This window comes from Synechococcus sp. OH30, assembly GCF_047462175.1.
Taxonomy (GTDB): Bacteria; Cyanobacteriota; Cyanobacteriia; order Thermostichales; family Thermostichaceae; genus Thermostichus.
Map to the genome: position 1 here is coordinate 99,560 of NZ_JANSIP010000005.1, position 24,568 is coordinate 124,127.

At 61.0% G+C, this 24,568-nt stretch carries 21 protein-coding genes, 1 tRNA gene and 1 pseudogene; 10 read left to right on the top strand and 13 right to left on the bottom strand.

The features are described from left to right. Position 1 precedes the first annotated feature (1 nt). On the top strand, positions 2 to 655 hold the full coding sequence (locus NW830_RS07530) for a Crp/Fnr family transcriptional regulator (protein ID WP_414361351.1): 654 nt from the start codon (positions 2 to 4) through the stop codon (positions 653 to 655). A gap of 54 nt (positions 656 to 709) precedes the next feature. Continuing rightward, positions 710 to 782: transfer RNA gene (locus tag NW830_RS07535), tRNA-Phe, on the top strand. A 92-nt stretch (positions 783 to 874) separates the two neighbouring features. Here the strand turns inward: NW830_RS07535 and NW830_RS07540 are convergent. Both NW830_RS07540 and NW830_RS07545 read right to left on the bottom strand, forming a co-directional pair. Beyond that, entirely contained in the window at positions 875 to 1,870 is a 996-nt protein-coding gene (locus NW830_RS07540) for an ABC transporter permease (protein ID WP_414361349.1), read from the bottom strand. Positions 1,871 to 1,919: 49 nt separating this feature from the next. Continuing rightward, positions 1,920 to 2,738, bottom strand: coding sequence for an ABC transporter ATP-binding protein (locus NW830_RS07545; protein WP_414361347.1), 819 nt, complete (start codon positions 2,736 to 2,738; stop codon positions 1,920 to 1,922). A gap of 222 nt (positions 2,739 to 2,960) precedes the next feature. Between NW830_RS07545 and argJ the strand changes: the two genes are divergently transcribed. Then, the gene (argJ, locus tag NW830_RS07550) at positions 2,961 to 4,178 is read left to right on the top strand and encodes a bifunctional glutamate N-acetyltransferase/amino-acid acetyltransferase ArgJ (RefSeq protein ID WP_414361345.1); all 1,218 of its coding nucleotides are present in this window, start codon (positions 2,961 to 2,963) and stop codon (positions 4,176 to 4,178) included. Positions 4,179 to 4,197: 19 nt separating this feature from the next. Here argJ and psbH read toward each other — a convergent pair whose 3' ends face one another. Next, positions 4,198 to 4,401, bottom strand: a complete 204-nt coding sequence (psbH, locus tag NW830_RS07555) for a photosystem II reaction center phosphoprotein PsbH (RefSeq protein WP_414361343.1) — start codon at positions 4,399 to 4,401, stop codon at positions 4,198 to 4,200. 249 nt (positions 4,402 to 4,650) lie between these two features. On the opposite strand from psbH, the gene psbN reads away from it, so the two are divergent. Beyond that, positions 4,651 to 4,782, top strand: a complete 132-nt coding sequence (psbN, locus tag NW830_RS07560) for a photosystem II reaction center protein PsbN (RefSeq protein ID WP_414361341.1) — start codon at positions 4,651 to 4,653, stop codon at positions 4,780 to 4,782. Positions 4,783 to 4,808: 26 nt separating this feature from the next. Next, positions 4,809 to 5,717: a diaminopimelate epimerase gene (gene dapF, locus NW830_RS07565; RefSeq protein ID WP_414361339.1), complete on the top strand. Its 909-nt coding sequence runs from the start codon at positions 4,809 to 4,811 to the stop codon at positions 5,715 to 5,717. On the opposite strand, the gene NW830_RS07570 is transcribed toward dapF, so the two are convergent. Then, complete coding sequence (locus NW830_RS07570) at positions 5,685 to 6,329, bottom strand: hypothetical protein (RefSeq protein ID WP_414361338.1); 645 nt, start codon at positions 6,327 to 6,329, stop codon at positions 5,685 to 5,687. The genes dapF and NW830_RS07570 overlap by 33 nt on opposite strands. A gap of 80 nt (positions 6,330 to 6,409) precedes the next feature. Further along, on the bottom strand, positions 6,410 to 6,925 hold the full coding sequence (locus NW830_RS07575; protein ID WP_414361336.1) for a hypothetical protein: 516 nt from the start codon (positions 6,923 to 6,925) through the stop codon (positions 6,410 to 6,412). Between the two features lie 241 nt (positions 6,926 to 7,166). Here NW830_RS07575 and pcrA point away from each other — a divergent pair, with 241 nt between their 5' ends. Continuing rightward, entirely contained in the window at positions 7,167 to 9,488 is a 2,322-nt protein-coding gene (gene pcrA, locus NW830_RS07580; protein WP_414404632.1) for a DNA helicase PcrA, read from the top strand. 95 nt (positions 9,489 to 9,583) lie between these two features. After that, the gene (locus NW830_RS07585; RefSeq protein ID WP_414404633.1) at positions 9,584 to 12,820 is read left to right on the top strand and encodes an AAA family ATPase; all 3,237 of its coding nucleotides are present in this window, start codon (positions 9,584 to 9,586) and stop codon (positions 12,818 to 12,820) included. A gap of 131 nt (positions 12,821 to 12,951) precedes the next feature. Here the strand turns inward: NW830_RS07585 and NW830_RS07590 are convergent, their stop codons facing one another. From NW830_RS07590 to NW830_RS07605, 4 genes and pseudogenes are all read right to left on the bottom strand, one after another. Next, positions 12,952 to 13,215 (bottom strand): DUF2973 domain-containing protein, encoded by a 264-nt coding sequence (locus tag NW830_RS07590; protein ID WP_414361332.1) that lies wholly within the window; start codon positions 13,213 to 13,215, stop codon positions 12,952 to 12,954. Beyond that, positions 13,215 to 13,538 carry a DUF2605 domain-containing protein gene (locus NW830_RS07595; protein WP_414404634.1) on the bottom strand — a complete coding sequence of 108 codons (324 nt, stop codon included), beginning with the start codon at positions 13,536 to 13,538 and terminating at the stop codon, positions 13,215 to 13,217. The genes NW830_RS07590 and NW830_RS07595 overlap by 1 nt, the downstream gene beginning before the upstream one ends. Positions 13,539 to 13,583: 45 nt before the next feature. Beyond that, positions 13,584 to 15,068: pseudogene (locus tag NW830_RS07600) on the bottom strand (cobaltochelatase subunit CobN); the annotation flags it as partial. A 27-nt stretch (positions 15,069 to 15,095) separates the two neighbouring features. Then, positions 15,096 to 16,274, bottom strand: a complete 1,179-nt coding sequence (locus NW830_RS07605) for a transaldolase (protein ID WP_414404635.1) — start codon at positions 16,272 to 16,274, stop codon at positions 15,096 to 15,098. A 216-nt stretch (positions 16,275 to 16,490) separates the two neighbouring features. Between NW830_RS07605 and clpS the strand changes: the two genes are divergently transcribed. Together clpS and NW830_RS07615 are read left to right on the top strand one after the other, a co-directional pair. After that, positions 16,491 to 16,772, top strand: coding sequence for an ATP-dependent Clp protease adapter ClpS (gene clpS / locus NW830_RS07610; protein WP_414361326.1), 282 nt, complete (start codon positions 16,491 to 16,493; stop codon positions 16,770 to 16,772). A 15-nt stretch (positions 16,773 to 16,787) separates the two neighbouring features. Continuing rightward, positions 16,788 to 17,663, top strand: a complete 876-nt coding sequence (locus NW830_RS07615) for a lysostaphin resistance A-like protein (RefSeq protein WP_414404636.1) — start codon at positions 16,788 to 16,790, stop codon at positions 17,661 to 17,663. Here NW830_RS07615 and NW830_RS07620 read toward each other — a convergent pair. Then, a complete protein-coding gene (locus NW830_RS07620; protein ID WP_414403605.1) occupies positions 17,566 to 19,056 on the bottom strand; it encodes a sodium:solute symporter family protein in 1,491 nt (496 codons plus the stop codon). The two genes, NW830_RS07615 and NW830_RS07620, sit on opposite strands and share 98 nt — an antisense overlap. After that, on the bottom strand, positions 19,049 to 19,300 hold the full coding sequence (locus tag NW830_RS07625) for a hypothetical protein (RefSeq protein ID WP_414404637.1): 252 nt from the start codon (positions 19,298 to 19,300) through the stop codon (positions 19,049 to 19,051). The genes NW830_RS07620 and NW830_RS07625 overlap by 8 nt, the downstream gene beginning before the upstream one ends. A gap of 69 nt (positions 19,301 to 19,369) precedes the next feature. Here NW830_RS07625 and dprA point away from each other — a divergent pair, with 69 nt between their 5' ends. Next, positions 19,370 to 20,500 carry a DNA-processing protein DprA gene (gene dprA / locus NW830_RS07630; protein WP_414404638.1) on the top strand — a complete coding sequence of 377 codons (1,131 nt, stop codon included), beginning with the start codon at positions 19,370 to 19,372 and terminating at the stop codon, positions 20,498 to 20,500. On the opposite strand, the gene NW830_RS07635 is transcribed toward dprA, so the two are convergent. Then, positions 20,439 to 21,215: an SOS response-associated peptidase gene (locus NW830_RS07635; RefSeq protein ID WP_414404639.1), complete on the bottom strand. Its 777-nt coding sequence runs from the start codon at positions 21,213 to 21,215 to the stop codon at positions 20,439 to 20,441. The genes dprA and NW830_RS07635 overlap by 62 nt on opposite strands. Then, positions 21,133 to 24,531: a maltose alpha-D-glucosyltransferase gene (treS, locus tag NW830_RS07640; protein WP_414404640.1), complete on the bottom strand. Its 3,399-nt coding sequence runs from the start codon at positions 24,529 to 24,531 to the stop codon at positions 21,133 to 21,135. Before treS ends, NW830_RS07635 begins: the two co-directional genes overlap by 83 nt. Positions 24,532 to 24,568 lie beyond the last annotated feature (37 nt).

Consider the following 24,568-nt stretch of genomic DNA (forward strand, 5'->3'; position numbering starts at 1 on the left):
GATGCCATTGTTTGAAGGCTTTCCTCCAGAGGTGCTCGAGCCGCTGGCCCGGCAGATGGCGCTGCGCTCCTACCCCGTCAACCAGGCCATCTTGTTGCAAAATGACTGGGGCAGTGCCGTCTATTTCATTCTGGAGGGCTGGGTTAAAATTCGCACTCACGATGGAGAGGGGCGGGAGGTTACCCTCACCATTCTCGGCCCAGGCGAGATCTTTGGAGAGATGGCCGCCTTGGATGAGGCACCCCGTTCCAGCGATGTGATTGCCTTAACACCGACCAAGGTTTGCTGTCTGCCGGCCCAGGATTTTCTGGCTTTTTTGACTGCTCATGCCCAGGCTGGCATTCGCCTTGCCCAGCTCATGTCCCGCCGTTTGCGGCAGCTCAACCGGCGGCTGCAGTTGCGCGAGGCCAGCAGTGTTGCCCGCGTTGCCGATATTCTTCTCTTCTTGGCAGAATCCCGGGGCCGGGTCAGCCGCAGCGGCGTAGAGATCCCCAACTTGCCCCATCGGGAGCTGAGCAGCTTGAGCGGCTTAGCGCGGGAGACGGTTACCCGCGTTCTTGCTAAGCTGGAACAGGAGGAGCTGATCCGCCGGGATCGTAGCCGCGACATCCTCTGTATTCCGCAGATGGAGGCCCTGGAAAAGCTCATCGGCTAAGGGGCGCTCCCTGTTGCCAAAGAGCTCCTGAGCGCTCTAAAATAGGGGATCGAAGCCGGGATAGCTCAGTTGGTAGAGCAGAGGACTGAAAATCCTCGTGTCACCAGTTCGAATCTGGTTCCTGGCATGCTAGAGTCAAAGCTGCCCTAAGCAGCTGGAGAGGCAGAATCCCCTAGGCAGGGGCCTGGGCTATTCACCGCCTGCTGGCGGGGGTTGTTCCTAGCTGTTACGGGGCACCACGCTTTCGTGCCAACGGCCTAGGATTTTGTTGGACAGAGCGCTCAAGGCCACAAAGATCAGGACCCCCAGGCCAGTGAGCAGCACCAGAGCGGCAAACATGCGGGGCACCTGGAGGTTGAAGCTGGAGATCAAGATCTGGTAGGCAATCCCAGCCCGCTCCCCCCCGCTACCAGCCACAAACTCGGCCACCACCGCGCCAATGAGAGAAAGGCCACCGCTGATGCGCAGGCCCCCCAAGAAATAGGGCAGAGCGCTGGGTAGGCGTAGGTAAATCAGGGTTTGCCAGCGGTTGGCCTTATACAGCTGAAACAGGTTGAGCAGGTTGTGATCGACGCTGTTTAACCCTAGGGTAGTGTTGGAGAGAATGGGGAAGAAGGCAACAATCCAAGCGCAGACCACCATCGCAGCAAAGGTGTTGTGGCGCAGCCAAATGATAATTAGGGGCGCAATGGAAACGATGGGCGTTGTTTGCAAAACCACCGCATAGGGGAAAAAGCTGCGCTCAATCCATTTGCTCTGGGTAAACAAAACGGCCAGCAACAGCCCGGAGACGGCAGCGAGGAGGAAAGCCACTACTGTAACCTGCAAGGTAACTAGCAGCGAGGGAAAAAGGGATCCCCACTCCTGGACCAGGGTTTTAGCCACCAAAATTGGCCCCGGCAACAGGTAGGGGGGAACCCCTGTCAGCCGTACCCCCACCTCCCAGAGCCCCAGAAAGAGAAGGCCGACCATCCCCGGGGCAATTACCTCCGGCTTGAGCCACTTGCCCAGAGGCAGCCGCTGGGGAGAAGTCGATAGGCCAGGGCCGGGTACCTCAGCCTCTCTGCGAGGTTCAGGCCTGAGTTTTTCTTTTACGGCGCCGCTTGGAGCTCTAGCCGGCCCACGCCAAGACAAGTGCTCCGGCAAGATACCTACACCTAGGGATCCCAGCTGGTGCTCCAGGAACTGGAGAAGCGAAGCCAAGCGGTCCAACATAGGGTAAAGGGCAAGTTGAGTTCAAGACAGAGGGCGAGCAGGCATCCTATTAGCGCAAGCGTCTAACTGAAGGCGGGTACGGCTCCTGAGTCACGTCGGCCATAGCCTCGCGCAAACGGGCCGCCACCTCCCGACAGTAGTCGTTGTAAAGAGGCGAGGTGCGAAAGTCTTCTGAACGAGGGTAGGGAGCCTCGATGGGGATATCCGCCACCACCCGCCCCGGCCGGGCTGCCATGACCACAACGCGGTTGGAGAGGTAGACGGCCTCATAAATGCTGTGGGTAACAAAGATTACCGTCCACCGCTGCTCTTGCCACAGCTGCAGGAGCTCACTGTTCAACTTGCTGCGGGTGATCTCGTCCAAAGCTCCAAAGGGTTCGTCCATGAGCAGCACCTGCGGATTCGTGACCAGGGCACGGGCAATGGAAACGCGCATGCGCATTCCCCCTGAGAGTTCGCGGGGAAAACTGCCCTCAAACCCTTGCAAGCCCACCTGTTGCAGCGCCTGCAATACCTTGGGATCTGCTTTTTCCTTGGGCTCGCCGGCCAACTTTAAGGGCAGGCGCACATTCTCCATTACCGTGGCCCAGGGGAGGAGAGCTGGCTCCTGGAACACGAAAGCCAACTTGGATTCCGCCGAACGGCTGGGGACGTTCTGCTGGCAATTGGATCCCCACTCAATCGAGCCACTAGTTAGCTGACCCAGGCCAGCAATGAGTCGGAGCACCGTGCTCTTCCCACAGCCAGAGGGCCCCACCAAGCTAACAAACTGCCCTTCTGGAATGGCTAGGCTCATATCCTGCAAGGCCACTGTGCCATTGGCATAAACCTTGCTGACGTGGTTGAGGACAAGCAGCGGGGCAGGCATGGCTTACCTTTCCTGGGTCGGGAGTCCCGGAACAAGCAAAAGCAAGGGATCCTTAACTCATCGTAGCCCTACTGCTACCGCAGCTTGGTAACGCTAACAGCACCCCTACACCACCCCAGGGCAAAAGGCCAGCCTGCCCTTTCGGGAAACTCTACTCTACCGGGCAGCTGTCAGAGAGAGAAGCCGGTATGATGAGGCCAATCCACCACCCTCCTGAAACCTATGGGAGCCCAATTTAAACCCGTTGCAGGTGCCGTAACTGCCCCCCGCGGCTTCCGCGCTGCTGGTGTAGCCGCTGGCCTCAAGCCCTCCGGCGCTGCCGATCTCGCTCTAATTGTTTCCGACTGCGAGGCGGTAGGGGCTGGCGTTTTCACCACCAACCAGGTCAAGGCCGCTTGTGTTACCTACAGCCGAGGCATCCTGGCCCAAGGCCAGCCGGTGCGGGCCATCCTTTGCAACGCTGGCCAGGCCAACGCCTGTACCGGAGAAGAAGGGGAGCGCAACAACGCCCAGTTGGCCCGCTGGGTGGCAGAGCGCCTGGGGATCCCACCCCAACAGGTGCTCACCGCCTCAACTGGGGTCATAGGGCAACAACTGGAAATGGCCAAAATCAAGGCAGCCCTGCCCCGCCTTATCGACAGCCTCTCACCGCAGGGAGGAGAGAGCGCTGCCCGCGCCATCCTCACCACCGATCTAGTTACCAAGAGCACCGCCCTAGAGGCCGACATTGATGGCTACACCGTCAGAGTGGGAGGGATCGCCAAGGGATCCGGTATGATCCACCCCAACTTGGCAACGATGCTTGCTTTTCTAACCTGCGATGCGGCAGTGGACCCCCCCCTCTGGCAGCAAATCCTCCAGGAGGCTGTTGAGCTTAGCTTTAACCAAATCACGGTGGATGGGGATACCAGCACCAACGACATGGTGCTGGCCCTAGCCAACGGCCAGAGTGGGACACCTACCCTGCAGCGTGGTACGAAAGCTGCCCAAGTCCTGGCCGAGATGGTGATCCAGGTGTGCATTCACCTAGCCAAGGCCATTGCCCGCGATGGGGAGGGAGCCACCAAGTTGTTGGAAATCCGAGTGCAGGGCGCCCCCGACGACCGGTCCGCTCGGCAGGTAGCCCGTGTCATCGCTAGCTCTCCCCTAGTAAAGGCAGCAGCCTTTGGCAACGACCCCAACTGGGGACGGGTGGCTGCCGCTGCCGGACGAGCGGGGATCCCTTTTGACAGCCGCCGTTTGGAGATCCGGCTGGGAGATTTCCTGCTCCTAGAGAAGGGGATGCCCCTACCTTTTGACCGCCAGGCAGCCCGCGAGTACCTCAAGGGGGATCCGGTAACTTTCACGGTAGACCTCCACCAAGGGCCTGGCCAGGGCGTTGCCTGGGGCTGCGATCTCAGCTACGACTATGTGCGGATCAATGCCGAGTACACCACCTAGGCTGCTTGGCAAGTCCAAACTAGAAGCTGAGGCTCTCCCAGGAGACGTTAATGTCTTCCAGAAGCAGCGACTTGTTGTAGATCTCTAGAAGAATCAGCATAAAGATGCCAAACAGCACCATGAAGACTGCCATTAGAGGCGTGGTGCCCCAGCCAGGGGCTACCTTGCCATATTCCGAGTTCAGCGGACGCAGCAGATCGCCCAGTCGGGTACGAATGGCCATAGTTCTCACTGGAGGGTAAAGACACGATGGGTTTGTCAAGGCAGAAAAAAGGCCTGTAGCGACTCCCCTGGCCTCACTGCCACAAGGACAGCCATCTTAAATCACGCTACCAGAATCTGACCCCCTCCCTCTGCCTTCAGCAATGAATCTTGACATCCTTCCTCCCTACCCCCCAGGGGATTCTCCGCCGGTTACCATTTTTTGTAAACTTGTGTAAGACTTTAGAGGAACTCTCTTGGGATCCCCGCGATGGAAGCTAGCCTTTCCCTCATTGTAGCCATTGTGGCCGTCACCATTGGCATTACCGCCTTTGCCATCTACACGGCCTTTGGCCCCCCCTCCAAGCACTTGAAGGATCCCTACGAAATGCACGAGGATTGAAGCCGGTTGTTTTGCGGTTGCCCTGCATGGCCATTCGGCTGCCCTCCCGTCTTGCCTTCCACAAGTACCAAGGGTTGGGAAACGATTTCATCTTGGTGGACAACCGCCACCAGCCCCAGCCCTGCCTGACTCCAGAAGAGGCCGCTGCCCTCTGCAACCGCCGCTTTGGCGTGGGGGCAGATGGAGTCATTTTTCTCCTGCCAGGGCAGGAGGGAGCTGATTTCAGCATGCGCCTGTTCAACAGCGACGGCTCGGAGGCGGAAATGTGCGGCAACGGCATCCGCTGCCTGGCCCGCTTTTTACAGGATCTGGGGATCCCTAGCCGGGACGGCGCCTACCAAATCCACACCTTGGCAGGGCGGATTGTGCCGCGGGTGCGGCCCGATGGCTTGGTAACAGTGGACATGGGGATCCCCCGCCTGTTGGCCGGGCAGATTCCCACCACGCTTGCCAGGCCAGAGGAGAGGGTGATGCGGCAGCCGCTGCAAGTAGCCGGACGAGAGTGGCGGGTAACGGCGGTGAGCATGGGCAACCCCCATTGCGTGGTCTTCCTGGAGGAGGAGGGATCCCTGGAGGAGCTGGAGTTGGAAAAGGTGGGCCCTTTATTTGAGCATCACCCGGCTTTTCCCGAGCGCACCAACACTGAGTTTGTGCAGGTGCTCAGCCCAAGTTACCTGCGGCTGCGGGTTTGGGAGCGGGGGGCAGGGGCAACGCTGGCCTGTGGGACAGGCGCCTGTGCCGCCTTGGTGGCCGCCGTTTTGGAGGAGCAAGCAGAGCCCCAAGCCACGGTGGAGCTGCCGGGTGGCCACCTGGAGGTTCGCTGGGATCTGGAAACGCAGCACGTGTGGATGACGGGGCCAGCCCTGCCCGTTTTCAGCGGCACCACAGCTCCTGAAGAGGTCTTAGGATCCCAAGCCCAGCAAGAGAAGAGCTAGCAGCGCTAGGATCCCATGGGCTACGCCCCAGCCCTGCTGCCAGATCAGCGCCACCGCTAGGCCCAACAAGACCAGCCCTAACCCCAGGCCAAGGCGGAGAAAGCGAGGGGGTGCCAGTTGGTTGAGGGAGCGTTTGAGCCAGGGGAAGATCACCCCCAAGGTGAAGGCAAGCCCCACAGGGATCCAATCCAACCAATCCCTCTGCTCCCCGCTCCCCAAGAGGTAAAGGCCACCTAGACCAAGGCCCAAGCAAAAAAACAGTACCCGCATGCCGGGATAGTCTTGCCGGTAGCTGGAGGCGCGGCTCCAAGCCCCCTCAGGCTTGGTCAGGATCAACGGCTCCACGACAAAACTTTCGCTCCACTCGGGTGCTTCGTCCGTTTGGCCACGGCACCAGAGGTAGACGTTGACTTTGCGCAACCCCTGCAGCAGCGAAGCCTCGACGGCGCTGCGCACCACCTCCATCACCTGCAGCGTGTCCACCACGTCGCCAGGCAACCGCTCCAGCAGCACATGGAGAACAGGCCCCTTCAGTTCCGCGCGGCCAAATAGCCGCAAATCGGCCAGCTTGTAGCTGAGGATTTGGTTTAAGGTCTTGAGCTGGCGGCGCATCGGATCCCGGCCTTAAGCCGTTGGACAGGTTTAACTTCGCTAGGACCAGTTTAACGACTGGGGAGGAAGCTCCCAGCCACTCAAACCTGCGTGCGAATGCACTGGCGAATGCTGAGGTTCGATTGCTCCAGATTGGCAAACCCGCTTAGGAGGGTGCCTTGGCCATCCAAAAGCAGCAAGGCAGCCTGGCGGCGAAAATCAATCCCTGGCAATGCTGCAGCAGCCACCTCCTGCAGTTTCTGGATGGCTGATCCCTCAAAGTCAACGGCAACATAGACAAACGGAGAAACCAAGCGCGGATCCGTGGGCGCCCTCTCGCGGATGGCCTGCAAAACCAAGTTTCGCACTGGCAGCAGCCCCCTGCCGTCTACGAGCACAATCTGGCGCAGGCGGGGATTTTGTCCAAACTCCAGGGTCAAGCTTTTGGAAAGCGCTTCCGCTTGGGAGCGGGTTTGGCTGTTGGTCAAGATCACCACCTGCAGGCCGTCGTACTGACTTAAGTCGAGCCGATCCCCAGCAATGCTTTCCAGCTGCAGGGTAAGAGGGGCGTTGGGGTTGCCGTTGCTGGGGCAGTTGCCGGCTTGAGCTGGAGCCAAGGGGCCTGCAGAAAGCAGAGCAAAGGTGGCAACCCCCAAAGCAAGAGGTCTTTTTGCAAAACCAAGCCGGCAGCGCTTGGGCGGGCCACAGCAGCTCATGGCGGGAAGTTCGGGGTGAGCCGGCCAAATCTTAACCGATCTTCACCGCTCTTCATCTTTGGCTCTGCCGCCCCCAAATGCTCCCACTGGGTTGGCGGGCAGCCTTTGCCCATAATGGAAAGCAGTTTCTCGGTGGCGAGAGATGACTTCTAGCTCCTTGTTGGATGGCCTCAATCCCTCTCAACGCCAAGCGGTGCAACATTTCTGTGGCCCCTTGCTGGTGGTGGCGGGGGCAGGTTCCGGCAAGACACGTACCCTTACCCACCGCATTGCCTACCTCATCCGCCACTACCGGGTGAATCCGGAGGAGATTTTGGCTGTTACCTTCACCAACAAGGCCGCCCGGGAAATGAAGGAGCGCATCGAGCAGCTCTTTGCTGAGCAGGAGGCGCAGGAGCAGTTTGGGATCCCGCTTACGCAACTGGAGCCGGCCCAGGCAACGCGCTTGAAGTCCAGCGTTTACCGCCGCTGGATTAAGCCCCTCTGGATCGGCACGTTCCACAGCCTATTTGCCCAAGTCTTGCGCCTGGAGATTGAAAAATACCGGGATCCCAAGGGACGCAAGTGGACTCGTGACTTCTCAATTTTCGATGAGTCGGACGCCCAATCTTTGATTAAAGAAATTGTAACCAAGCAACTCAACTTGGACGAGCGCCAGTTCGAGCCCAAGTCGGTGCGCTACGCCATCAGCAAGGCCAAAAACCAGGGCTGGACTCCCGCCGATTTGGAGCGCCACCAGCCCAACTTTCGGGGTCGCATCCTCGCCCAGGTCTACGAGCTCTACGAAGATCAACTGGCGGCCAACAACGCCCTCGACTTCGACAGCTTAATTTGGATCCCGGTGCAGCTGTTTCGCCAAAACGAGCAGGTCTTGGCTTACTGGCACCAGCGCTTCCGGCACATTCTGGTGGACGAGTACCAAGACACCAACCGCACCCAGTACGAGCTAATCCGATTGCTGGTTACCAACGGCGAGAAGCGCCGCTCCCAATGGGACTGGACAAACCGCTCCATCTTTGTGGTGGGCGATGCCGATCAGAGCATCTATCGCTTTCGCGGAGCAGACTTCACCATTTTGCTGGAGTTTCAAGAGACCTTTGGCGATGGCCTCCCAGATGACGATACCCGCACCCTGATCAAGCTGGAGGAAAACTATCGCTCCACCGCCACGATTTTGCAGGCCGCCAACGCTCTCATTGAAAACAACACAGAGCGCATTGATAAAGTTCTCCGGCCAACTCGGCCAGCGGGCAATCCCATCGTTTGCTACCAGGCGGAGGACGAGATTGCCGAGGCTGAGTTTGTGGTCAACACCATCCGCAGGTTACACAGCCAAGATCCCAACTTTTCCTGGGGAGATTTTGCCATTCTCTACCGCACCAATGCTCAGTCTCGCCCCTTTGAAGAGGTTTTGCTGCGGTGGGGGATCCCTTACACAGTAGTGGGCGGGCTGCGATTCTACGATCGCAAAGAAATTAAGGATGTGCTGGCCTATTTGCGGGTTGTGCTCAACCCTGCTGACTCTTTTAGCCTGCTGCGTATTATCAATGTGCCGCGGCGGGGCATTGGCAAATCAACCCTGGACAAGCTCACCGAAGCGGCGGCTGCCTTAAATGTGCCCCTATGGACTCTCCTCAGCGACGAGGCTGCTGTAACCAACTTGGTGGGGCGTTCCGCTAAGCCAGTTCTCCAGTTTGTCCGGTTCATCGAACATTGGCACAAACAAGTGGCTCAGGTTTCTGCTGCCACCCTTTTGGAGGGGCTTTTGCGGGATTCTGGCTATCTGGCAGATCTCAAGGCCCAGGGAGAGGCTGAGGAAAGACTCGCCAACGTAATGGAGCTCTACAACGCCGCCCGTCAATTTGAAGAAGAACAGGAGGATCCCAGCCTCGAGGCTTTCTTGAGCACAGTCTCTTTGGCTTCGGACGTGGACACTCTCCAGGAAGGGGCCAAGAAAGTGTCTTTGATGACGTTGCATGCTTCCAAAGGGCTGGAGTTCCCTGTGGTCTTTTTGGTGGGGTTGGAACAGGGCCTGTTTCCCAATTTCCGCGCCCTGGAGGATCCCGCTGCTTTGGAGGAAGAACGGCGCCTTTGCTATGTAGGCATTACCCGTGCCCGCGAGCAAGTGTTTCTCTGCTACGCCAGCCAGCGGCGGCTCTACGGCAACCGCGAGTCTGCCATCCCCTCTCTATTTTTAAGTGAGCTGCCGCAAAACCTAATCCAGTGGCACAGAGGCAGCCCTCGGCAACCTAGCAAGGTAGCCAAGCCGAGAGAGGCAGCTACTGGCTGCAAGGGATCCCAAGAGTGGGCGGTGGGAGATCGCCTGCAACACCCCAAATTCGGCCAGGGGCAAATTACTCACATCTTTGGCAGTGGCGACCAGGTTACCTTGGCCGTGAAATTTCCCGCCGTTGGCCAAAAAATTTTGGATCCCCGCATCGCGCCCATCCAAAAGCTCAGCTAAGTCCCTAGGACAAAACGGCTTTTTGCTGGCAACTGCAATGGCATTTAGCAGGGCTTGGGTTTAGCAAATAACTCCTATAACTCATAATGGATTAGATGGCTCAGCGCCATGGTTTTGCCGCGACCAGAGCCGCCCCCGTGATCCCAGTTCGCCTGACCTTACACAACTTTCTCTGCTACTCTCAGGCGGTTTTGGATCTGCGCGGGATCCACACCGCCTGCATTTGCGGCCCCAACGGAGCGGGCAAATCGGCTTTGCTGGACGCCCTGACCTGGGGTCTCTGGGGACAGAGCCGGGCCAGCAACGACAGCGATCTCATCCGCAAAGGGGCCAGCGAAACTTGGGTAGAGGTGATCTACCGCTCGCGCGGGCAGACCTACCGCGTTCTGCGCAGCCGCCACCTCTCGGGGGAGGGATCCCTGGAGTGGCAAATCCAGATGGGAGAAAGAGACGGCCAAGCCCTTTGGCGCAGCCTCACCCGCCGAGGCCTGCGCGCCACCCAAGAGGCAATTGAAAGTCAGCTTGGCCTTGACTACGACACCTTCCTCCACTCCGCCTATCTGCGCCAGGGACAGGCCGATGCCTTTACCCTAAAGCGCCCCGGCGAGCGCAAACAGATCTTGGCCGACATGCTCAAGCTAGGCCAGTACGACTTGCTGGCCGAGCGCTGCCGTGAACGGGCCCGCAGCGCCAAGCTCAGGGCCGATCTGCTCCAAGAGCGTCTGCACAAGCTGGAGCAACACCCTGCTGAGCTTGACCAAATCCAAGCCGAACTGGAGCAGCTCCGGCAACGGCAAACCCATCTCCAACAGCTCCTGGTACAGCAGCAGCAGGAGCTGCAGGCTCTAGAACGCGCCTATGAAGATCGCCGCACCCTCCAGGAGCGACAGCAGCAGCTTGCCCAACATTTGCAGAAGCTCAGCGCCAACCTGCACCACACCGAACAGCAGTGGCGGGCGCAGCGGCAGCAGCTTCTGCAGCTGGAAGAGCTGGTTGCCAAAAGCGCAGAGATCCAGGCCGGCTACGAACGCTATCAAGCCCTAATGGCCCAGGATCGCCATCTCCACCACCTCTTTCAGCAGCAGCAATACCTGGTGCAGGAACGCCAAAAGCTGCAGACCCAACAGGCCGAGCAGCAGCAACACCTGCAAAGGAGGCAACGGCTGCAACAGGAATTGGCCGCCTGCCAGGCCCAGGCTGCAGCCGATGCCCAACTGCTGGCAGAACAGGAGCGTATTGAAAGCGCCCTGTACCACTACCGGCAAGCCCAAGAGCGGCTCCAGAGCTTGAACCAGGCTCAGGCCCGAGCCGCCCTCCTCCTGGAGCAACAACGGCACTGGCAGGAGGAGATCCGCCGCGAGCGAGAACGCCTGCAAGCTCGCCTCCAGTTCCTCAAGCAGCACCTGCAAAGCGAGGAAACCCTGGCCCAACACCAGCAGCAGCTGGCCCAGAAAATTGCCGCCGGGGCAGCAGCTCTGGCAGAGCTGGAGCGGCAGCGCCTCTACCAGCAGCAGGTGTTGGAAAAAATCCAGGAACGCCGCCTCTTCGTGCAGAAGCTCCAGGAGCGGCAGCGGCTTCTCCAGCAGCAGTGGCAACAGGAGGAGGAGCGCTGCCGCCTGCTAGAAGTGTTCCCCAGCAACGGTGGTGAGCCAGAGTCCCTGCAGGCGGATCGCTCGGACCCTGATCCTCCCCACCAAGAAAGGCACCCCTCCGTCCCTGCCTTGGCGGGAGTGAAGTCGATGGCAGAGGGTGAGGAGGAAGCGCATCCAGCCTCGGAAGCGCCCGCCCAAGCGCTGGCTGCCCCGGGATCCCACCTTTGGATTTGCCCTCTCTGCGCCCGCCCGCTCAGCCCGCCCCTGAGGGCGGTGGTCCTGAAGAGACACCGCCAGCGCCAAGAGGAGATTGCCGGCGAGCTCTTTGTTATCCGCGAGCAACTGGCGGTGGCTGACCGGGAGATTGGGTTGCTGCAAGAAGAAGCCCGGCGTCTGGGCCAAGAATTGGCCAGCTGGGACGAGCGACTGCACCTCCAGGGGCGGCTGCAACAGCAGTGGGAGGCCGAGCGGGAGCGGCAGCGGCAACTGGAGGCTTGGCGGGCAGAAGCAGCAGAACTGGAGCAGCTCCTCAGTCAAGAAACTTATGCCCAAAAGGCGCGGCAGCAGCTAGCCCAGATCCAGCAGGCCCTGCAGCAGTTGGGCTACGACGAACGGGAACACGCCCTGCAGCGGGGAGAGCTGGAGCGCTGGCGCTGGGCCCTGGGCCGCTCCCAAGAACTGCGCAAAGCCCAGGAGCGCCGCGCCCGCCTAGGCGAGCAAATCGCCTCCCTACAAGCCCAACTGGAAGCCCTGCAGCAGACGCCCTCCTCGGCTGCCCTGGCAGAGCGACTGGCCCAGATCGAACAGGCGCTGAACCACCTTGGCTACGACGGATCCCTGCACCAGCAGGTAAAAACAGAACTGGCCCAGGCGCAACTGTGGCCGGCCCGCCTGCAGGCCCTTCAGATAGCCCGCCAGGAGTTGCCGGAAGCAAGAGCCCGCAGCCAGGTCTTGGCCCAGCGCCTGCAGGAAAGCCGCCAGCACCTTGCCCAGGCCACCCAAGAGCTGGAGGCGCTGCAGCAACAACTGGCAGAGCAGCCCGAGGTCTCGCCCGCCCAGCTGGAAGAGATCCGCCAAGCCCTGCAGCAGCACCGACAAGAGCTAGATCAGGTGCTCTCCCAGATGGGGGCGGCCCAGCAGCGGCTGCAGCAAGCCCTCGAGCGACAAGCGGAGCAAGCGGAGCTGAAGCAGCAACTACAGCAAGCCCGCCGCCAGCAGCAGGTGTACCAGGAGCTGGCCAACGCCTATGGCCGTAACGGCATTCCCGCCCTGATCATTGAAAACGTTCTGCCGGAGCTGGAGGCCCAGGCCAACCAAATCCTGAGCCGCCTCACCCAACACCGCCTCCATCTGCGTTTTGTAACCCAGCGCTCGGGGCGACGCTCGGACAAGCTAATTGAAACCCTTGACATCCTCATCGCCGATCCCCGCGGCACCCGCCCCTACGAGACCTACTCCGGCGGCGAGGCCTTCCGCATCAACTTCGCCATCCGCCTGGCCCTCTCCCGCCTGCTTACCCAGCGCTCGGGATCCGACCTGCAAACATTGATCATTGACGAGGGGTTTGGCTCCCAGGACGCTGTCGGGCGGGCCCAGCTACTGGCGGCCATCAACGCTGTGGCCTCTGACTTTGCCTGCATCCTGGTCATCACCCACATCCCCAGCTTGCAAGATGCCTTTCCCCACCGCATCGAGGTGCAGCCCTCCCCTCAGGGATCCCGCCTCTGCATTCGCAGCTAGTTCTTGCGGCGGGAGGAAGGGAATTCACCCCAGAGGACCAAAATCTCTGCGCAGGGCCGTTTTGCCCAAACCCTGAGCTACCTGAGCCTCCACCTCAAACTCAGACCGCCTTGCCCCTATTGGCCTTGTTGCTACTCCTCGTCAGGGGAGTTGGAAAAGAGCTCCTCCAGGCGGCGGCGAGCCTCATCAACACTGCCTGCGCGGATTACCAGCAATGGCTCTTCCGTCAAGTTGCCCTCCTCGTCCAAGAGCTCTGGGTGAGGCGCCTGTCGGCGAGTGCGGCGCGGCGAGGCCTTGCGCTCTTCTTTGCTTAAGGTAACTACGTTGGTCACCAGGTTGCGTAGCGCCACAAAGGCAATGGCCACAAAGGCAATGAGGTAGAGGATCTGCAGCATCACACTTCAGAGGAGTCGGAGGAGGGGTGGATTTGGCGAAAACGGCGGCCCAGCTCGGCGCACTCCATCAGCAGGCGATGCCATTTTGCCATTAAGGCTGGGTCAACGCCAACTTCATTATCCGACAGGTGGTAGAGGGCTTCTGCTGCCTGCAATTCTGCTTGGGCAGCCAAAACCCGCTCCAGAAGGGCCTGCTGCGCCTCTGGGCTAATAAATTCTAAGGTTTCTTCTTGCAAAAAGCGGCGCGAGCGCTCAAACCAGTAGCGGTAATCTTCCAGCAGGGGCCCCAGAATCTCTCGCAGTAACTTGGCTTTGCTCATCATTGGGATCCCTCCGCGCCTGGTTTGCTGAGAGCATCTTAGCTGAACTTAACCTTCTCCCGCCAGGGATCCCTGGGTGGCCTCCAGCCGGGCTTCCATCTCCAGCAGCAGGGCTTCCAGCTGGGGCACCAGCTCTAGGGCCTGCTCTTGCCAGTAGCCCCGCTGGTGGGCTTCCAGCAGCCGCTCGCTCATATCCCGCAGCGCCCAGGGGTTGTGGTTTCGCAAAAACTGCTGCACCCGGGGATCCAACAGGTAGGCGCGGGCCACCCCGGCGTACATAAAATCCGGCACGGCGTGGGTGGTGACGTCGTAGGCAAAAAGGTAGTCCAGCGTGGCGGCCATCTCGAAGGCGCCTTTGTAGCCGTGGCGCATCACGCCGGCAATCCACTTGGGGTTGACGACGCGGGCGCGATAGACGCGGTCGATCTCTTCGGCCAGGGTGCGGATCTTGGGATTGTGGGGACGGGCGTGATCCCCGAAGTAGATTTGGGGGTTGCGGCCCTGAAGGGTGCGCACGGCTGCCACCATGCCCCCCTGAAACTGGTAGTAGTCATCGGAGTCGAGGAGATCGTGCTCGCGGTTGTCTTGGTTGTGCAGGACAATTTGCAAGCGGGCCAGTTGCCGCTGCAGGGCTGCAGGAGCCGGCTCTCCCTCGCCCTCAGCTCGGTAGGCGTAGCCGCTCCAGTTGAGGTAGGCGCGGGCCAGATCCGCCTCGGTTTCCCAGTTTTGCGCCTCGATTAGCCCCTGCAGTCCGGCTCCGTAGGCCCCTGGTTTGGAGCCAAAGATGCGCAGCCGCGCCCGCTCTGCCGCTTCTGAAGGCGGGATCCCTTGCTCCTGCCAGTACTGGGTATCGGCCAGCACCTGGGCCCGCAGGGGGTTGTCGGCTTCCGGTTCTTCCAGGGCGGCCACGGCCTGCACAGCCCGGTCGAAGAGGGCAATGAGGTTGGGAAAAGCATCGCGAAAGAAGCCGGAGATGCGCAGGGTTACGTCCACGCGGGGGCGGCCCAAAGCCGCTACAGGCAGAATCTCGATATCCACCACCCGTCCCCCCTCCCAGCGGGGCCTAACCCCCAAGAGCGCCAGTGCCTCCGCCCAGTCCTCGCCGCCGGTTCTCAGGGTGGCAGTTCCCCAAACGGATAGGCCCAGGTGGCGGGGATATTCCCCCTGCTCTTGCACGTAGCGCTCCACCACCCGCTCGGCGGCCAGCGAGCCAACCTGCCAGGCGGTGGGGGTAGGAATGGCGCGGATATCCACCGAGTAGAAGTTGCGCCCGGTGGGCAACACCTCCACCCGGCCCCGCGTGGGGGCGCCGGAAGGGCCGCTGGGCACATAGCCCCCATTGAGCCCGCGCAGGAGATTTTCCAGCTCCTGGGGCGTTTGCTGCAGGCGGGGGAGTAAGTCCGTCTCGATCCAGCGCAGCACCTGGCTGGCCGCCGGGCCCGGGGGCGGATCGTAAGGGATCCCCTGTAGCCGCTGGGCAATCCAGCGGCGGGCCTGGGCCTCTAGGGCAGCTACCCCATCCCCGATGCAGCGAAAGTTCTCGCCCATAGAGCTGGCTGGCTAATTCCTCAAGTAGACGGCTGCCCCTAGGCCGACCAGCATTTCTTCGGGGGTAATTTTGCCGTCTTGGTTGGTGTCGAGGGCATCGAAGACACGATCCGCCCCCATCCACTCCTCGCGGGTAATGAAGCCATCCCCATCCAGGTCGTAGATGCGGAAGACATCCTGGGCGGCGTGGGTAATCGTTTCCTTGGCGCCCTCCAGCTTCTGCAGCCGCTCGGTGAGCAGCCTTTCCAGCACCTCCAGCGCCTTGGAGAAGCCCTGGATCCCTTCTTCCAGCTTTTCTGAAGCCATGCGGTTTTCCCGGTGCATCTGGTCGAAGGTGGCTCGATCCATCACCAGGCGCGGGATGTCCATTTTCTTGGCTTTTTCCGGATCCAGTTTGCGCTCCAGGTGGCCTTCGGTGTTTTGCAGCTCCGCCAAGAGAACTGGCGAGATGGTAAGCAGATCGCAGCCGGCCAACTCGATGATTTCCCCAATGTTGCGGAAGCTGGCGCCCATTACCTCCGTCGGGTAATCGTACTTGCGCAGGTAGTTGTAGATCTGGGTTACCGACTGCACGCCCGGATCTTCGGCGGGTGGGTAGCTCTCCCGGCCGGTGTGCTTCTTGTACCAATCCAAGATGCGGCCCACAAAGGGCGAGATGAGGGTTACCCCTGCTTCCGCACAGGCAATGGCCTGGTGCAGGCCAAACATCAGAGTTAGGTTGCAGTGGATCCCTTCTTTTTCCAGGATCTCGGCGGCGCGGATTCCTTCCCAAGTAGCAGCAATTTTAATCAACACCCGCTTGGGATCCGCCCCTGCCGCCTTGTAGAGCTCGATGAGATGGCGGGCCTTGGCAACCGTAGCTTCCGTGTTGTAAGAGAGGCGGGCATCTACCTCCGTCGAGACGCGGCCAGGAATAATGGACAGAATGCGCACGCCAAAAGCCACCGCCAGTTGGTCAATAGCGTGGGCCACCACGGCTTTGGTGTCGGCTTTGGGTCCCAGTTCTTGGCGGGCTTTAAGCAAGGTCTCATCGACAATGCCCTGGTACTGGGGCATTTGGGCGGCCGCTGTAATCAAAGAGGGATTGGTGGTGGCATCCTGCGGCTTAAAGGTCTCGATGGCGTTGATATCCCCCGTGTCGGCCACCACGACGGTCATCTCTCGCAACTGCTCCAGCAAGCTCCTACTCATACTCCCCTCCTTGAAGAAGTCGGCGACCTAGCTCCAGTGTCACCTATCTGGAGGAGGGATCCCTAGGGATGTGGGATTGTCTTAATTCTCTTCTGCTCCTCCTCACGGCCCCTGCTGAGAAGGCTAAAATTCCATTAAGGTTTTTCCTGTTTTTGCCCCTTTTTCCCAGTTGTGTGTTCTTGAGCTCTTGTTGATCTTGCTGAAGGAGGGATCGTCGTGGCTACGGAGACCCTGGTGAAGCCTTCTGTAACCCCGAAGCATATGCCCATGTACCGGGTGTTGTTGCACAACGACGATGTCAACACCATGGAGTACGTGGTGCAGGTGCTGGTGAAGGTCATTCCCTCGCTAATGCCGCCGCAAGCCACCGAGATCATGCTGGAAGCCCACAACAACGGTGTTGCGGTAGTTATCGTGGTGCCGCGGGAGCATGCGGAGTTTTACTGTGAGCAGTTGCGCCGGCACGGCCTCACCAGCTCAATTGAGCCGGAATGCTAGCCAGGAGCGGTTTGGGTGGGCCTGCCAATTGTCGAGCTAATTGCCCAACTGAAGACTTCTCCGTTTCCCCTGCGGCTGTTGCTGTTTTTGGGGATCCCCCTCTTAGCTTGGCTGCCGTTGGTCGGGCTAGGGGGGGTCGTCTTTGGCCGAGAGTACCTCTGGCTGCCCCTGTATGCCCTACTGCTCCTGTGGCTGGGGCTGTGGGGATCCGGGTTTGCCGCCTATGGCCTGGACAAGAGTTGGGCCTGCCGAGCTGGGATCCTCTGGGGTCTAGGGATGGGTGTGGGCGGGCTTTTTCTGCTCTTTGGCCTGGAGGGAGCCCTGGGCTGGCTGAGCTGGCGGCCGGTGGAAGGGGGATCCCTGCTGGGCTATGGCTTGCTGGGGCTAGGGGTGGGCCTGGCGGTGGCTCTAGCAGAAGAGCTGTTGTTCCGCGGCTGGCTGCTGCAGGAGATGGCCTTGGACTACGGCTGGACAAGCGCTCTGTGGGGATCCAGCCTTCTCTTTGCTTTGGCCCACTTTTTGAAGCCGCCAGCGGAGATTCTCGCCACCTGGCCCCAGTTTCCGGGGCTGTGGCTGATGGGGCTGCTGCTGGCCCAGGCAAGGGTGTGGAACCAAAACAAGCTAGGTCTTAGCCTAGGGCTGCACACTGGCTGGGTGTGGGGCATCACCTGGATCCACAACTTGGCTTGGATCGAGTACAGCGGCAGGGCACCAGAGTGGCTTACCGGCATCGGCGGCAACCCCCTGGCTGGCTTGATGGGCCTGCTCTTCCTGGGCGGCACCTTCCTTCTCCTTAAGGGGCTGTCTCAGGCTCGCTGGCTGCTGGCTGGGGAAGGCCCCAAGGGCCGTTCTCGTAGTAGGCGGCCAGCCTCTCCGGGTCGGGCTGAGTGAGCAAGCTCACCCCCACCAGCACCGCCGTACCGACAACCACCGCCGGGATCACCGGCAGCCAGCCCCCCGTCCAGGCTTGGGGCAACAGGCCCGCCAGCCAGCCCAAGGTGAGGCCGCTGGAAACCAAAGCTCCGGCTACGGCCCCGGCGCGGGTAGCCCGCTTCCAGTACAGGCCGGCAATCAAGAGGGGAAAGAGCATGGCGTTGCCCTGAAAGCTCCAGGTGGCAATCTGGGTAATGAGCCCCGGTGGCCTGACGGCAATGGCAAAGGAGACCAACCCAATCCCCAACACCACCCAGCGGCCCAACAGCTCCTCCTGGTGCGGAGAAAGCTGGCGCTTGAGCAAGGTAACCACCAGATCCCGGGTAACCAGGGAGCTGGCTGTTAGCAGTTGCGAGTCCGCCGTAGACATCAAAGCCGCCAGCGCCGCTGTAATCACCACTGCCGCCACGCCGCTGGGCAGGGTCTGCAACATCAGCGGCATGATCTGATCCGGCTGCTGCAGGTCAGGAAAAGCCAGCCGGCCCCAGACGCCAATGAGGGCTGCCGGGAAAAACACCACTAGGATCAGCAGCGGCCAGACCACCATCAGGGTCTGGAAGGGACGGGCACTTTTGGCCATGTAGAAGCGCTGAAAAAATTGGGGAAAAAGGGGCGTAGCCATCAAAAACAGCAGTTGGTTGCCAAGCAGGGTCTGCCAGCTCCAGCGCCCCTGGGGGCCGGGCAAGCTCAGCCAGGGATCCAACTGGCTACCGGCCTCTTGGCCCCAACTCAAGGCCACGGCCACAAAGGCCACTCCCATCCCCACAACCAAGATGATCCCCTGCACCACGTCCGTCCAGACCACGGCCTGGGAGCCGCCGAAGAGGACATAGCCCAGGATGACCAGCGCCACCCCCACCGCCAGGGGCCAATAGGGGATCCCTTCCCCCAAAACGGCAGCCAGGGTGCGCGCCCCGCCGATGATCTGGATGCTGATGTAGGGGGCGGTAAACGTCAGGGCGCTTAGGCAATAGAGCAGGGCCAGGAGAGGGCTGTTGAAGCGGTGGCCAAAAAACTCCGAGGGGGTGATGAACCCAAAGTGCCGGGCCGCCAGCCACACCCGGTAGCCCACCCAAAAAAACAGCCCTGAGATCAGCGCCGTGGTGACCCCCACGGCCAAAAAAATCCCCAGGCCGTGGGTGTAGGCATCCGCCGGCACCCCGAGGAAGGTAAAGGCGCTGAGCAGCGTCGCCAGCGTGGTCAAGGTCAAGGCCAGGGACCCCAGCCCCCGCCCTGCCAGGAAATAGCTGACCGGATCCTGGCCGCTGCGGCGGTAGCTCCACCAGCCAATGGCCGCCAGCAGCAGCAAGTACACCCCCACCACACCCAAACTCAAAACCGTGTCACTCATCTCCAGCCCTGGGCCAGCAAGTTCGCACCAAGTAGAAGTTCAGGGGCACCAACAGCAGCACCGCCAACCCTGCTCCCCAGTACCAAGCCGGGATCCCCCATAGCTGCGGCTGGGCCGAGCGGGATCCCACCCAGGTCAACAGCCACAGCAGCGGATAGATCCCCCACACCCAAGCCTGGCGTCCTTGTCCAAACCGCAATGGCCCTGTTGTCTGAGAACCACCAGCAGGATCCAATCCTGCCATTTGCCTATCTCCTGCTTTTTTGCTGACCATTACTTAAGGTACTACAGCCACTGTTGGGGGAAGCTGAACTTGTCTTTCTCTGATCCTGCCGGCAAAAGGGAACCTGGGGGCGAACGAGAGCGGCCCTACTGGCTGGCTTGGGCGCGGATTAGAGGGATCGGCCCCCACCGCCTCAAGCGGCTGGCGGAATTCTTTGGATCCTTGGAACGGGCCTGGCAGGCGGACGTTCCGGCCCTGCTGCAGGTAGAGGGCATTGGCCCCACCCTGGCAGAAACGATTGCCTCTGCCCGTCCTGGCCTCGACCCTGGGGAGATCCTGGAGCAAACCCAGAAGCCGGGGATCCCCTTCCTAACCCCTGCGGATCCCGGCTATCCGCCGTTGTTGTGGGAGCTGCCGGATCCACCGCCCCTTCTCTACGTCTTAGGAGAATGCCCCGACTGGCAGCAGCCGGCCATTGCCATTGTCGGCACCCGCGCCCCCACCCCCTACGGTCGGCAGTGGACCCAGAAAGTCAGCGCCGCCCTGGCGGAAGCTGGCTGCGTGGTGGTGTCGGGACTGGCCACCGGGATCGACGGCATTGCCCACCAAGCCTGCCTGGAGGCAGGCGGCAAGACGGTGGCCGTGGTGGGAACTGGGGTGGATCAGGTTTACCCCGCCCACCATCGCTCTCTCTACCGGCGCATCCTAGAACAAGGGGCCGTCCTCAGCGAATATCCCCCCGGCACGCCGCCGGCCAAGGAGCACTTTCCCCAGCGCAACCGCATCATTGCCGGCCTCTGCCGCGCCACCCTGGTGATGGAGGCCCCAGAGCGCTCAGGGGCGCTGATTACCGCTCACCTAGCCAACCAATACGGGCGGGAGGTGTATGCCCTGCCGGGGAATATCGACACGGCAGCGGCCCGCGGCTGTCTGCACCTCATCCGCAGTGGCGCAGGCATGATCCTAGGGATCGAGGAGCTGCTCCAAGAGCTGGGCTTAGTTCAGGGATCCCCTCTCCCCGATCAACCCTTGTCCGCCGGCCCCAGGGATCCGCAGCAGCAGCTTCTCTGGCAGCTCCTAGGCAACGACATCCTCAGCCTCGATGCCCTGGCTCAGGCCACCCAGATGGACATTGCCACCCTCTCCAGCACCCTGCTGCTTATGGAACTGGAGGGCTGGCTGGTGCAACTGCCGGGAATGCGCTACCAGCGGGCTCGCTGAGGTTGGCTCCCTGCACCGCTTCCCCGATGGGAGCCCGGCAAGGGGGATCCTCGTGGCGAGGGTTGTTGACATGGGTGCTGACAGGGTAGGCGGCCATGGCCTCTGCCGGGTAGGGGCGAAGCAAGGGCAGGAGCCGCGCCGGATCCCGCCAGAGGTCGTAATCGTCTTCTAGCAAAATGGCCGGCATCCGCTCGTGGAAAAGCCCCATTAGCCGATTGGCTGGCGTGTTGAGGATGGCGCAAGTTTCTCTCTCCACCCCTTGGGGGCTGCGCCAGCGCTCCCAAATGCCGGCAAAGGCACCAGTAAGTAGGACTGCCGCTTGGCCGTGGGTCGGCCCACCCGTAGAAGCCATCGGCCGGGATAGGCAGCGGCGGCAAAAGGCCTGGCGGAAGGAGGGTTTCTCGGCCACGGTCTCGGCGCGGGCATTGATCAAGCCAGCCTTAGGAGTGCGGCTCCAACTGGGGATCAAGCCCCAGCGGAACTGAGTGGCCTGGCGCTGCAGCAGCGGCTGAGCAGGGGCGATGGTGTAACAGGGCTGGAGCGCCGCCAACGTCCCCATCTTGAGTTGAAAATGCTGCTGCAGCTGTTCGGGAGCGACCGCCAGGCTAAACCGTCCACACCTCCGGGATCCCTCAGACCTTGGTGGAAATGCCCAGCAATTGCAGGAGCCCCCGCAGTGGGATCTCCACCTGCTCGGGACGGTGGTTGAGCTCATAGCCCAGCTCAGAGATGGCCTTCTCCAGCAGATAGGCCCCTAACAGCACTTCCAGCTCCTGCCAGCTGCGGGGCAGAAAAGCCCCTTGGGAAGCCACCTGGAGATACTCGGCCAAGAAAGCAGCACAAACCCAGCGGTACCAAAACTGGGCCCAGCGCATCATGTCGGGGCAGTGGTCACCGCAAACTAAGCCGCTTTCCAGTTGCTGGCGCAAGGCCAGGTGGACGGCGTAGTGGAAGGATCGCAGCATCCCCGCCACATCCCGCAGGGGGCAACGTTTGAGGCGGCGTTCCCCCAGCGACCGGCTGGGATCTCCCTCAAAGTCGAGGATGACAAAGTCCTTGCCAGTAAACAGCACCTGGCCCAGGTGGTAGTCCCCGTGGCAGCGGGTGCGCAAAGCCGTGATCTTCCGCTCCAGGATGAGGCGGAAGCGGCTCATGATCTCCCCTTCTTGGTCGTAAACAGTCCGGGCCAGCTTGGCCTCCAGGTCTGGCAAGTTGGGGATTTGCTTGGCCAATACGGGAAACACCTGGCCCACCAAGTTGCGCATGGATTGATAGATGGAGCGCTGGTAAAGACTGGAGAAGGGCTCGGGGGCAAAGTCTTTATTTTCCGTCTCAGCAGCCAGAGCAAGGTGCAGCTCGGCGGTGCGCTTGGCCAAGATCCGCACCGACTCCAGGTAGCTGCCAATGGTGGCGTAGGCCAGCTCCGGCAGGGGAAGTTGTGCAAGTTCCAGGAAGGATCCCTGCGGAACGGGCACGGGATCCACCTCTGGGTAGTGAACCAGCACCGTCTCGAAAAACTGCTCGAGGCTGTCTAAGGTGTAGTGCCAGGCATCCCCCTCGTTGGGGATATACTCCTGCAAAATGGCCAGAGTAATGGGCTGATCACTGGGAGCAAAACCCCGCGCTCCACGGCGACGGCGATACTCTAGGGATCCCAACAGCCGCGGCACCCGCACCTGGGGATGGTGCTCCAGCAGGTAGCGGCCAACCTCCAGCTCTGGGTTTACCCCCTCGGCTAGCTTGCGGTAGAACTTGAGGATGTACTGGTTGCCGTAGACCACCGAGGTGTGGCTCTGCTCTACCTTGAGGAGACGGGGCTCTAGACTGGGGTCGTACTCAAGCGTAGTCAAGCTCGTGGCCCAAAGCTCTCCCCGCCCGTGGCGCAGGTGAGCCTGCTGCGCAATCATCTGCAGCAGATGCAACAAAAAGGTCTTATCGGCCAGCGCGTCAAAAAGCACGCCCGGCGGATCCCCAGCCACTTGCACGGGGACAATCACGGCTTGCGGCGTCTCCACCCGCAGCTGGAGAGCTGTCTCCTGGGTGGCGTAGCCGACAGGGAGAGAGTAAAGTTCTGCCTCCCCCTCGGTAAACTCGGTCTGCAGGAGCAAAATCTGGCCCCGGAAGGGGGGATCTCCCTCCCAGGTGCAGGGGATGGCATCCAAGATCTGGGCCGACTGGATCTGGCGGTTTTTGGAGCTAAACCAACGACAGCGGTAGAGGTAGTCGCCCAAAACAGCCTCCACCTGCTTTTGGCTTTCCCGTTGAAAGAGGCTGTCCCAACTGCCCTTTTGAATAACCAGCGTGGCTGGGCGAGCCTGCTCCTCTAGCCTGCTAGGGCTAAGGTGAAGGCGCTCCGTTTTGGTCTCAAGGGAGAACCAGTAAAAGGAGTGGGGGCCCAGCGTGAGGAAATAGGGTAGCCGCCCGATGGGGGGAAACTCTGTCCGCCCAAAGATCTCCACTGGGATCAACCCTTCCCACGGCGACAGATCCAGCCCCACCCACTGGGCGTAGCGAGAGAGATTGGCCACCACCAGGATGCGCTCGTTGCCGTAGGCCCGCATAAAGGCCAGCACCTTGCGGTTTTCTGGGTGCAGCACCTCAAAGGAGCCGCGGCCAAAGGCCTGGAAGCGCTTGCGCACCGCGATCATCCGCTTCATTGCCCACCAGAGGGAATGGGGATTATTGCGCTGCGCTTCCACATTGACCGCTTCGTAGTGGTACTCAGCGTCAATAATGACGGGCAGATAGAGCTTCTGGGGGTTGGCCCGCGAGAAGCCAGCATTGCGGTCAGCGCTCCACTGCATGGGGGTGCGCACGCTGTTGCGATCCCCCAGGTAGATGTTGTCCCCCATGCCAATTTCGTCCCCGTAGTAGATGACCGGCGTGCCGGGTAGGGAAAACAGGAGGCTGTTCATTAGCTCAATGCGGCGGCGGCTGTTGCCCAACAGGGGAGCTAGGCGGCGGCGGATGCCCAGGTTGATCCGCGCCTTGGGATCCTTGGCGTAGACCTGGTACATGTAGTCCCGCTCTTCATCCGTAACCATCTCCAGGGTGAGCTCGTCGTGGTTGCGCAGGAAAATGGCCCACTGGCAGGTTTCGGGGATGGGGGGCGTCTGCTGCAGGATATCAATGATGGGGAAGCGATCCTCCATCTGGAGGGCCATGAAGAGCCGTGGCATGAGGGGGAAGTGGAACTCCATGTGGCACTCGTCCCCATTGCCGAAGTAGGCTACGGCATCCTCCGGCCACTGGTTGGCCTCTGCCAGCAGCATGCGGTCGGGGTATCGTTGGTCGATGTGTTGGCGCAGCGCCTTGAGGAAGGCATGGGTTTCCGGCAGACTCTCGCAGGGGGTGCCCTCCCGCTCGTAGAGATAAGGCACCGCGTCCAGCCGCATGCCATCTACCCCCATGCTCAGCCAAAAGTCCACCACCTCAAACATGGCTTTTTGCACGGCGGGGTTGTCGTAGTTGAGATCTGGCTGGTGGGAGTAAAAGCGGTGCCAGTAGTAGGCTTTGGCCACCGGATCCCAGGTCCAGTTGGAGGCTTCAAAGTCCTGAAAGATGATGCGGGCCTCTTTGTACTTTTCGGGGGTGTCACTCCAGACGTAGAAGTCGCGCTCAGGGGTGCCGGGGGCAGCGCGTCGGGCCCGCTGAAACCAGGGGTGCTGATCCGAGGTGTGGTTGAGGATGAGCTCAATGATGACGCGGATCCCGCGGTGGTGGGCGGCATCCAGAAAGATCTTGAAGTCCTCCAGGGTGCCTAAGTCAGGGTTAACACTGGTAAAGTCGGAAACGTCGTAGCCATCATCCTTGAGGGGGGAGGGGAAAAAGGGCAGCAGCCAGACGGCTGTAATCCCCAGGTCTTGCAAATAGTCCAGCTTTTCGGTCAAGCCCTGGAAGTCGCCCACGCCATCGCCGTCGCTGTCGAAAAAGGCCCGCACCGGCACCTCGTAGATGATGGCGTCCTTGTACCAGAGGGAAGTAGGAGCCAAGCTGGGGACAACGGAGCGCAGAGGAGTTCGGCTCATCATAGGGCGGCAACAAAACCGAGGGGTCAATCGGCTAAAG

Excerpts from the sequence above, each read along its gene's own strand:
- NW830_RS07530 (WP_414361351.1), top strand. The coding sequence starts at position 2 with ATGCCATTGTTTGAAGGCTTTCCTCCAGAGGTGCTCGAGCCGCTGGCC.
- NW830_RS07540 (WP_414361349.1), bottom strand. The coding sequence starts at position 1,870 with ATGTTGGACCGCTTGGCTTCGCTTCTCCAGTTCCTGGAGCACCAGCTG.
- NW830_RS07545 (WP_414361347.1), bottom strand. The coding sequence starts at position 2,738 with ATGCCTGCCCCGCTGCTTGTCCTCAACCACGTCAGCAAGGTTTATGCC.
- argJ (WP_414361345.1), top strand. The coding sequence starts at position 2,961 with ATGGGAGCCCAATTTAAACCCGTTGCAGGTGCCGTAACTGCCCCCCGC.
- psbH (WP_414361343.1), bottom strand. The coding sequence starts at position 4,401 with ATGGCCATTCGTACCCGACTGGGCGATCTGCTGCGTCCGCTGAACTCG.
- psbN (WP_414361341.1), top strand. The coding sequence starts at position 4,651 with ATGGAAGCTAGCCTTTCCCTCATTGTAGCCATTGTGGCCGTCACCATT.
- dapF (WP_414361339.1), top strand. The coding sequence starts at position 4,809 with ATGGCCATTCGGCTGCCCTCCCGTCTTGCCTTCCACAAGTACCAAGGG.
- NW830_RS07570 (WP_414361338.1), bottom strand. The coding sequence starts at position 6,329 with ATGCGCCGCCAGCTCAAGACCTTAAACCAAATCCTCAGCTACAAGCTG.
- pcrA (WP_414404632.1), top strand. The coding sequence starts at position 7,167 with ATGACTTCTAGCTCCTTGTTGGATGGCCTCAATCCCTCTCAACGCCAA.
- NW830_RS07585 (WP_414404633.1), top strand. The coding sequence starts at position 9,584 with ATGGCTCAGCGCCATGGTTTTGCCGCGACCAGAGCCGCCCCCGTGATC.
- NW830_RS07590 (WP_414361332.1), bottom strand. The coding sequence starts at position 13,215 with ATGCTGCAGATCCTCTACCTCATTGCCTTTGTGGCCATTGCCTTTGTG.
- NW830_RS07595 (WP_414404634.1), bottom strand. The coding sequence starts at position 13,538 with ATGATGAGCAAAGCCAAGTTACTGCGAGAGATTCTGGGGCCCCTGCTG.
- NW830_RS07605 (WP_414404635.1), bottom strand. The coding sequence starts at position 16,274 with ATGAGTAGGAGCTTGCTGGAGCAGTTGCGAGAGATGACCGTCGTGGTG.
- NW830_RS07620 (WP_414403605.1), bottom strand. The coding sequence starts at position 19,056 with ATGAGTGACACGGTTTTGAGTTTGGGTGTGGTGGGGGTGTACTTGCTG.
- NW830_RS07625 (WP_414404637.1), bottom strand. The coding sequence starts at position 19,300 with ATGGCAGGATTGGATCCTGCTGGTGGTTCTCAGACAACAGGGCCATTG.
- NW830_RS07635 (WP_414404639.1), bottom strand. The coding sequence starts at position 21,215 with ATGAGCTCAACCACCGTCCCGAGCAGGTGGAGATCCCACTGCGGGGGC.
- treS (WP_414404640.1), bottom strand. The coding sequence starts at position 24,531 with ATGATGAGCCGAACTCCTCTGCGCTCCGTTGTCCCCAGCTTGGCTCCT.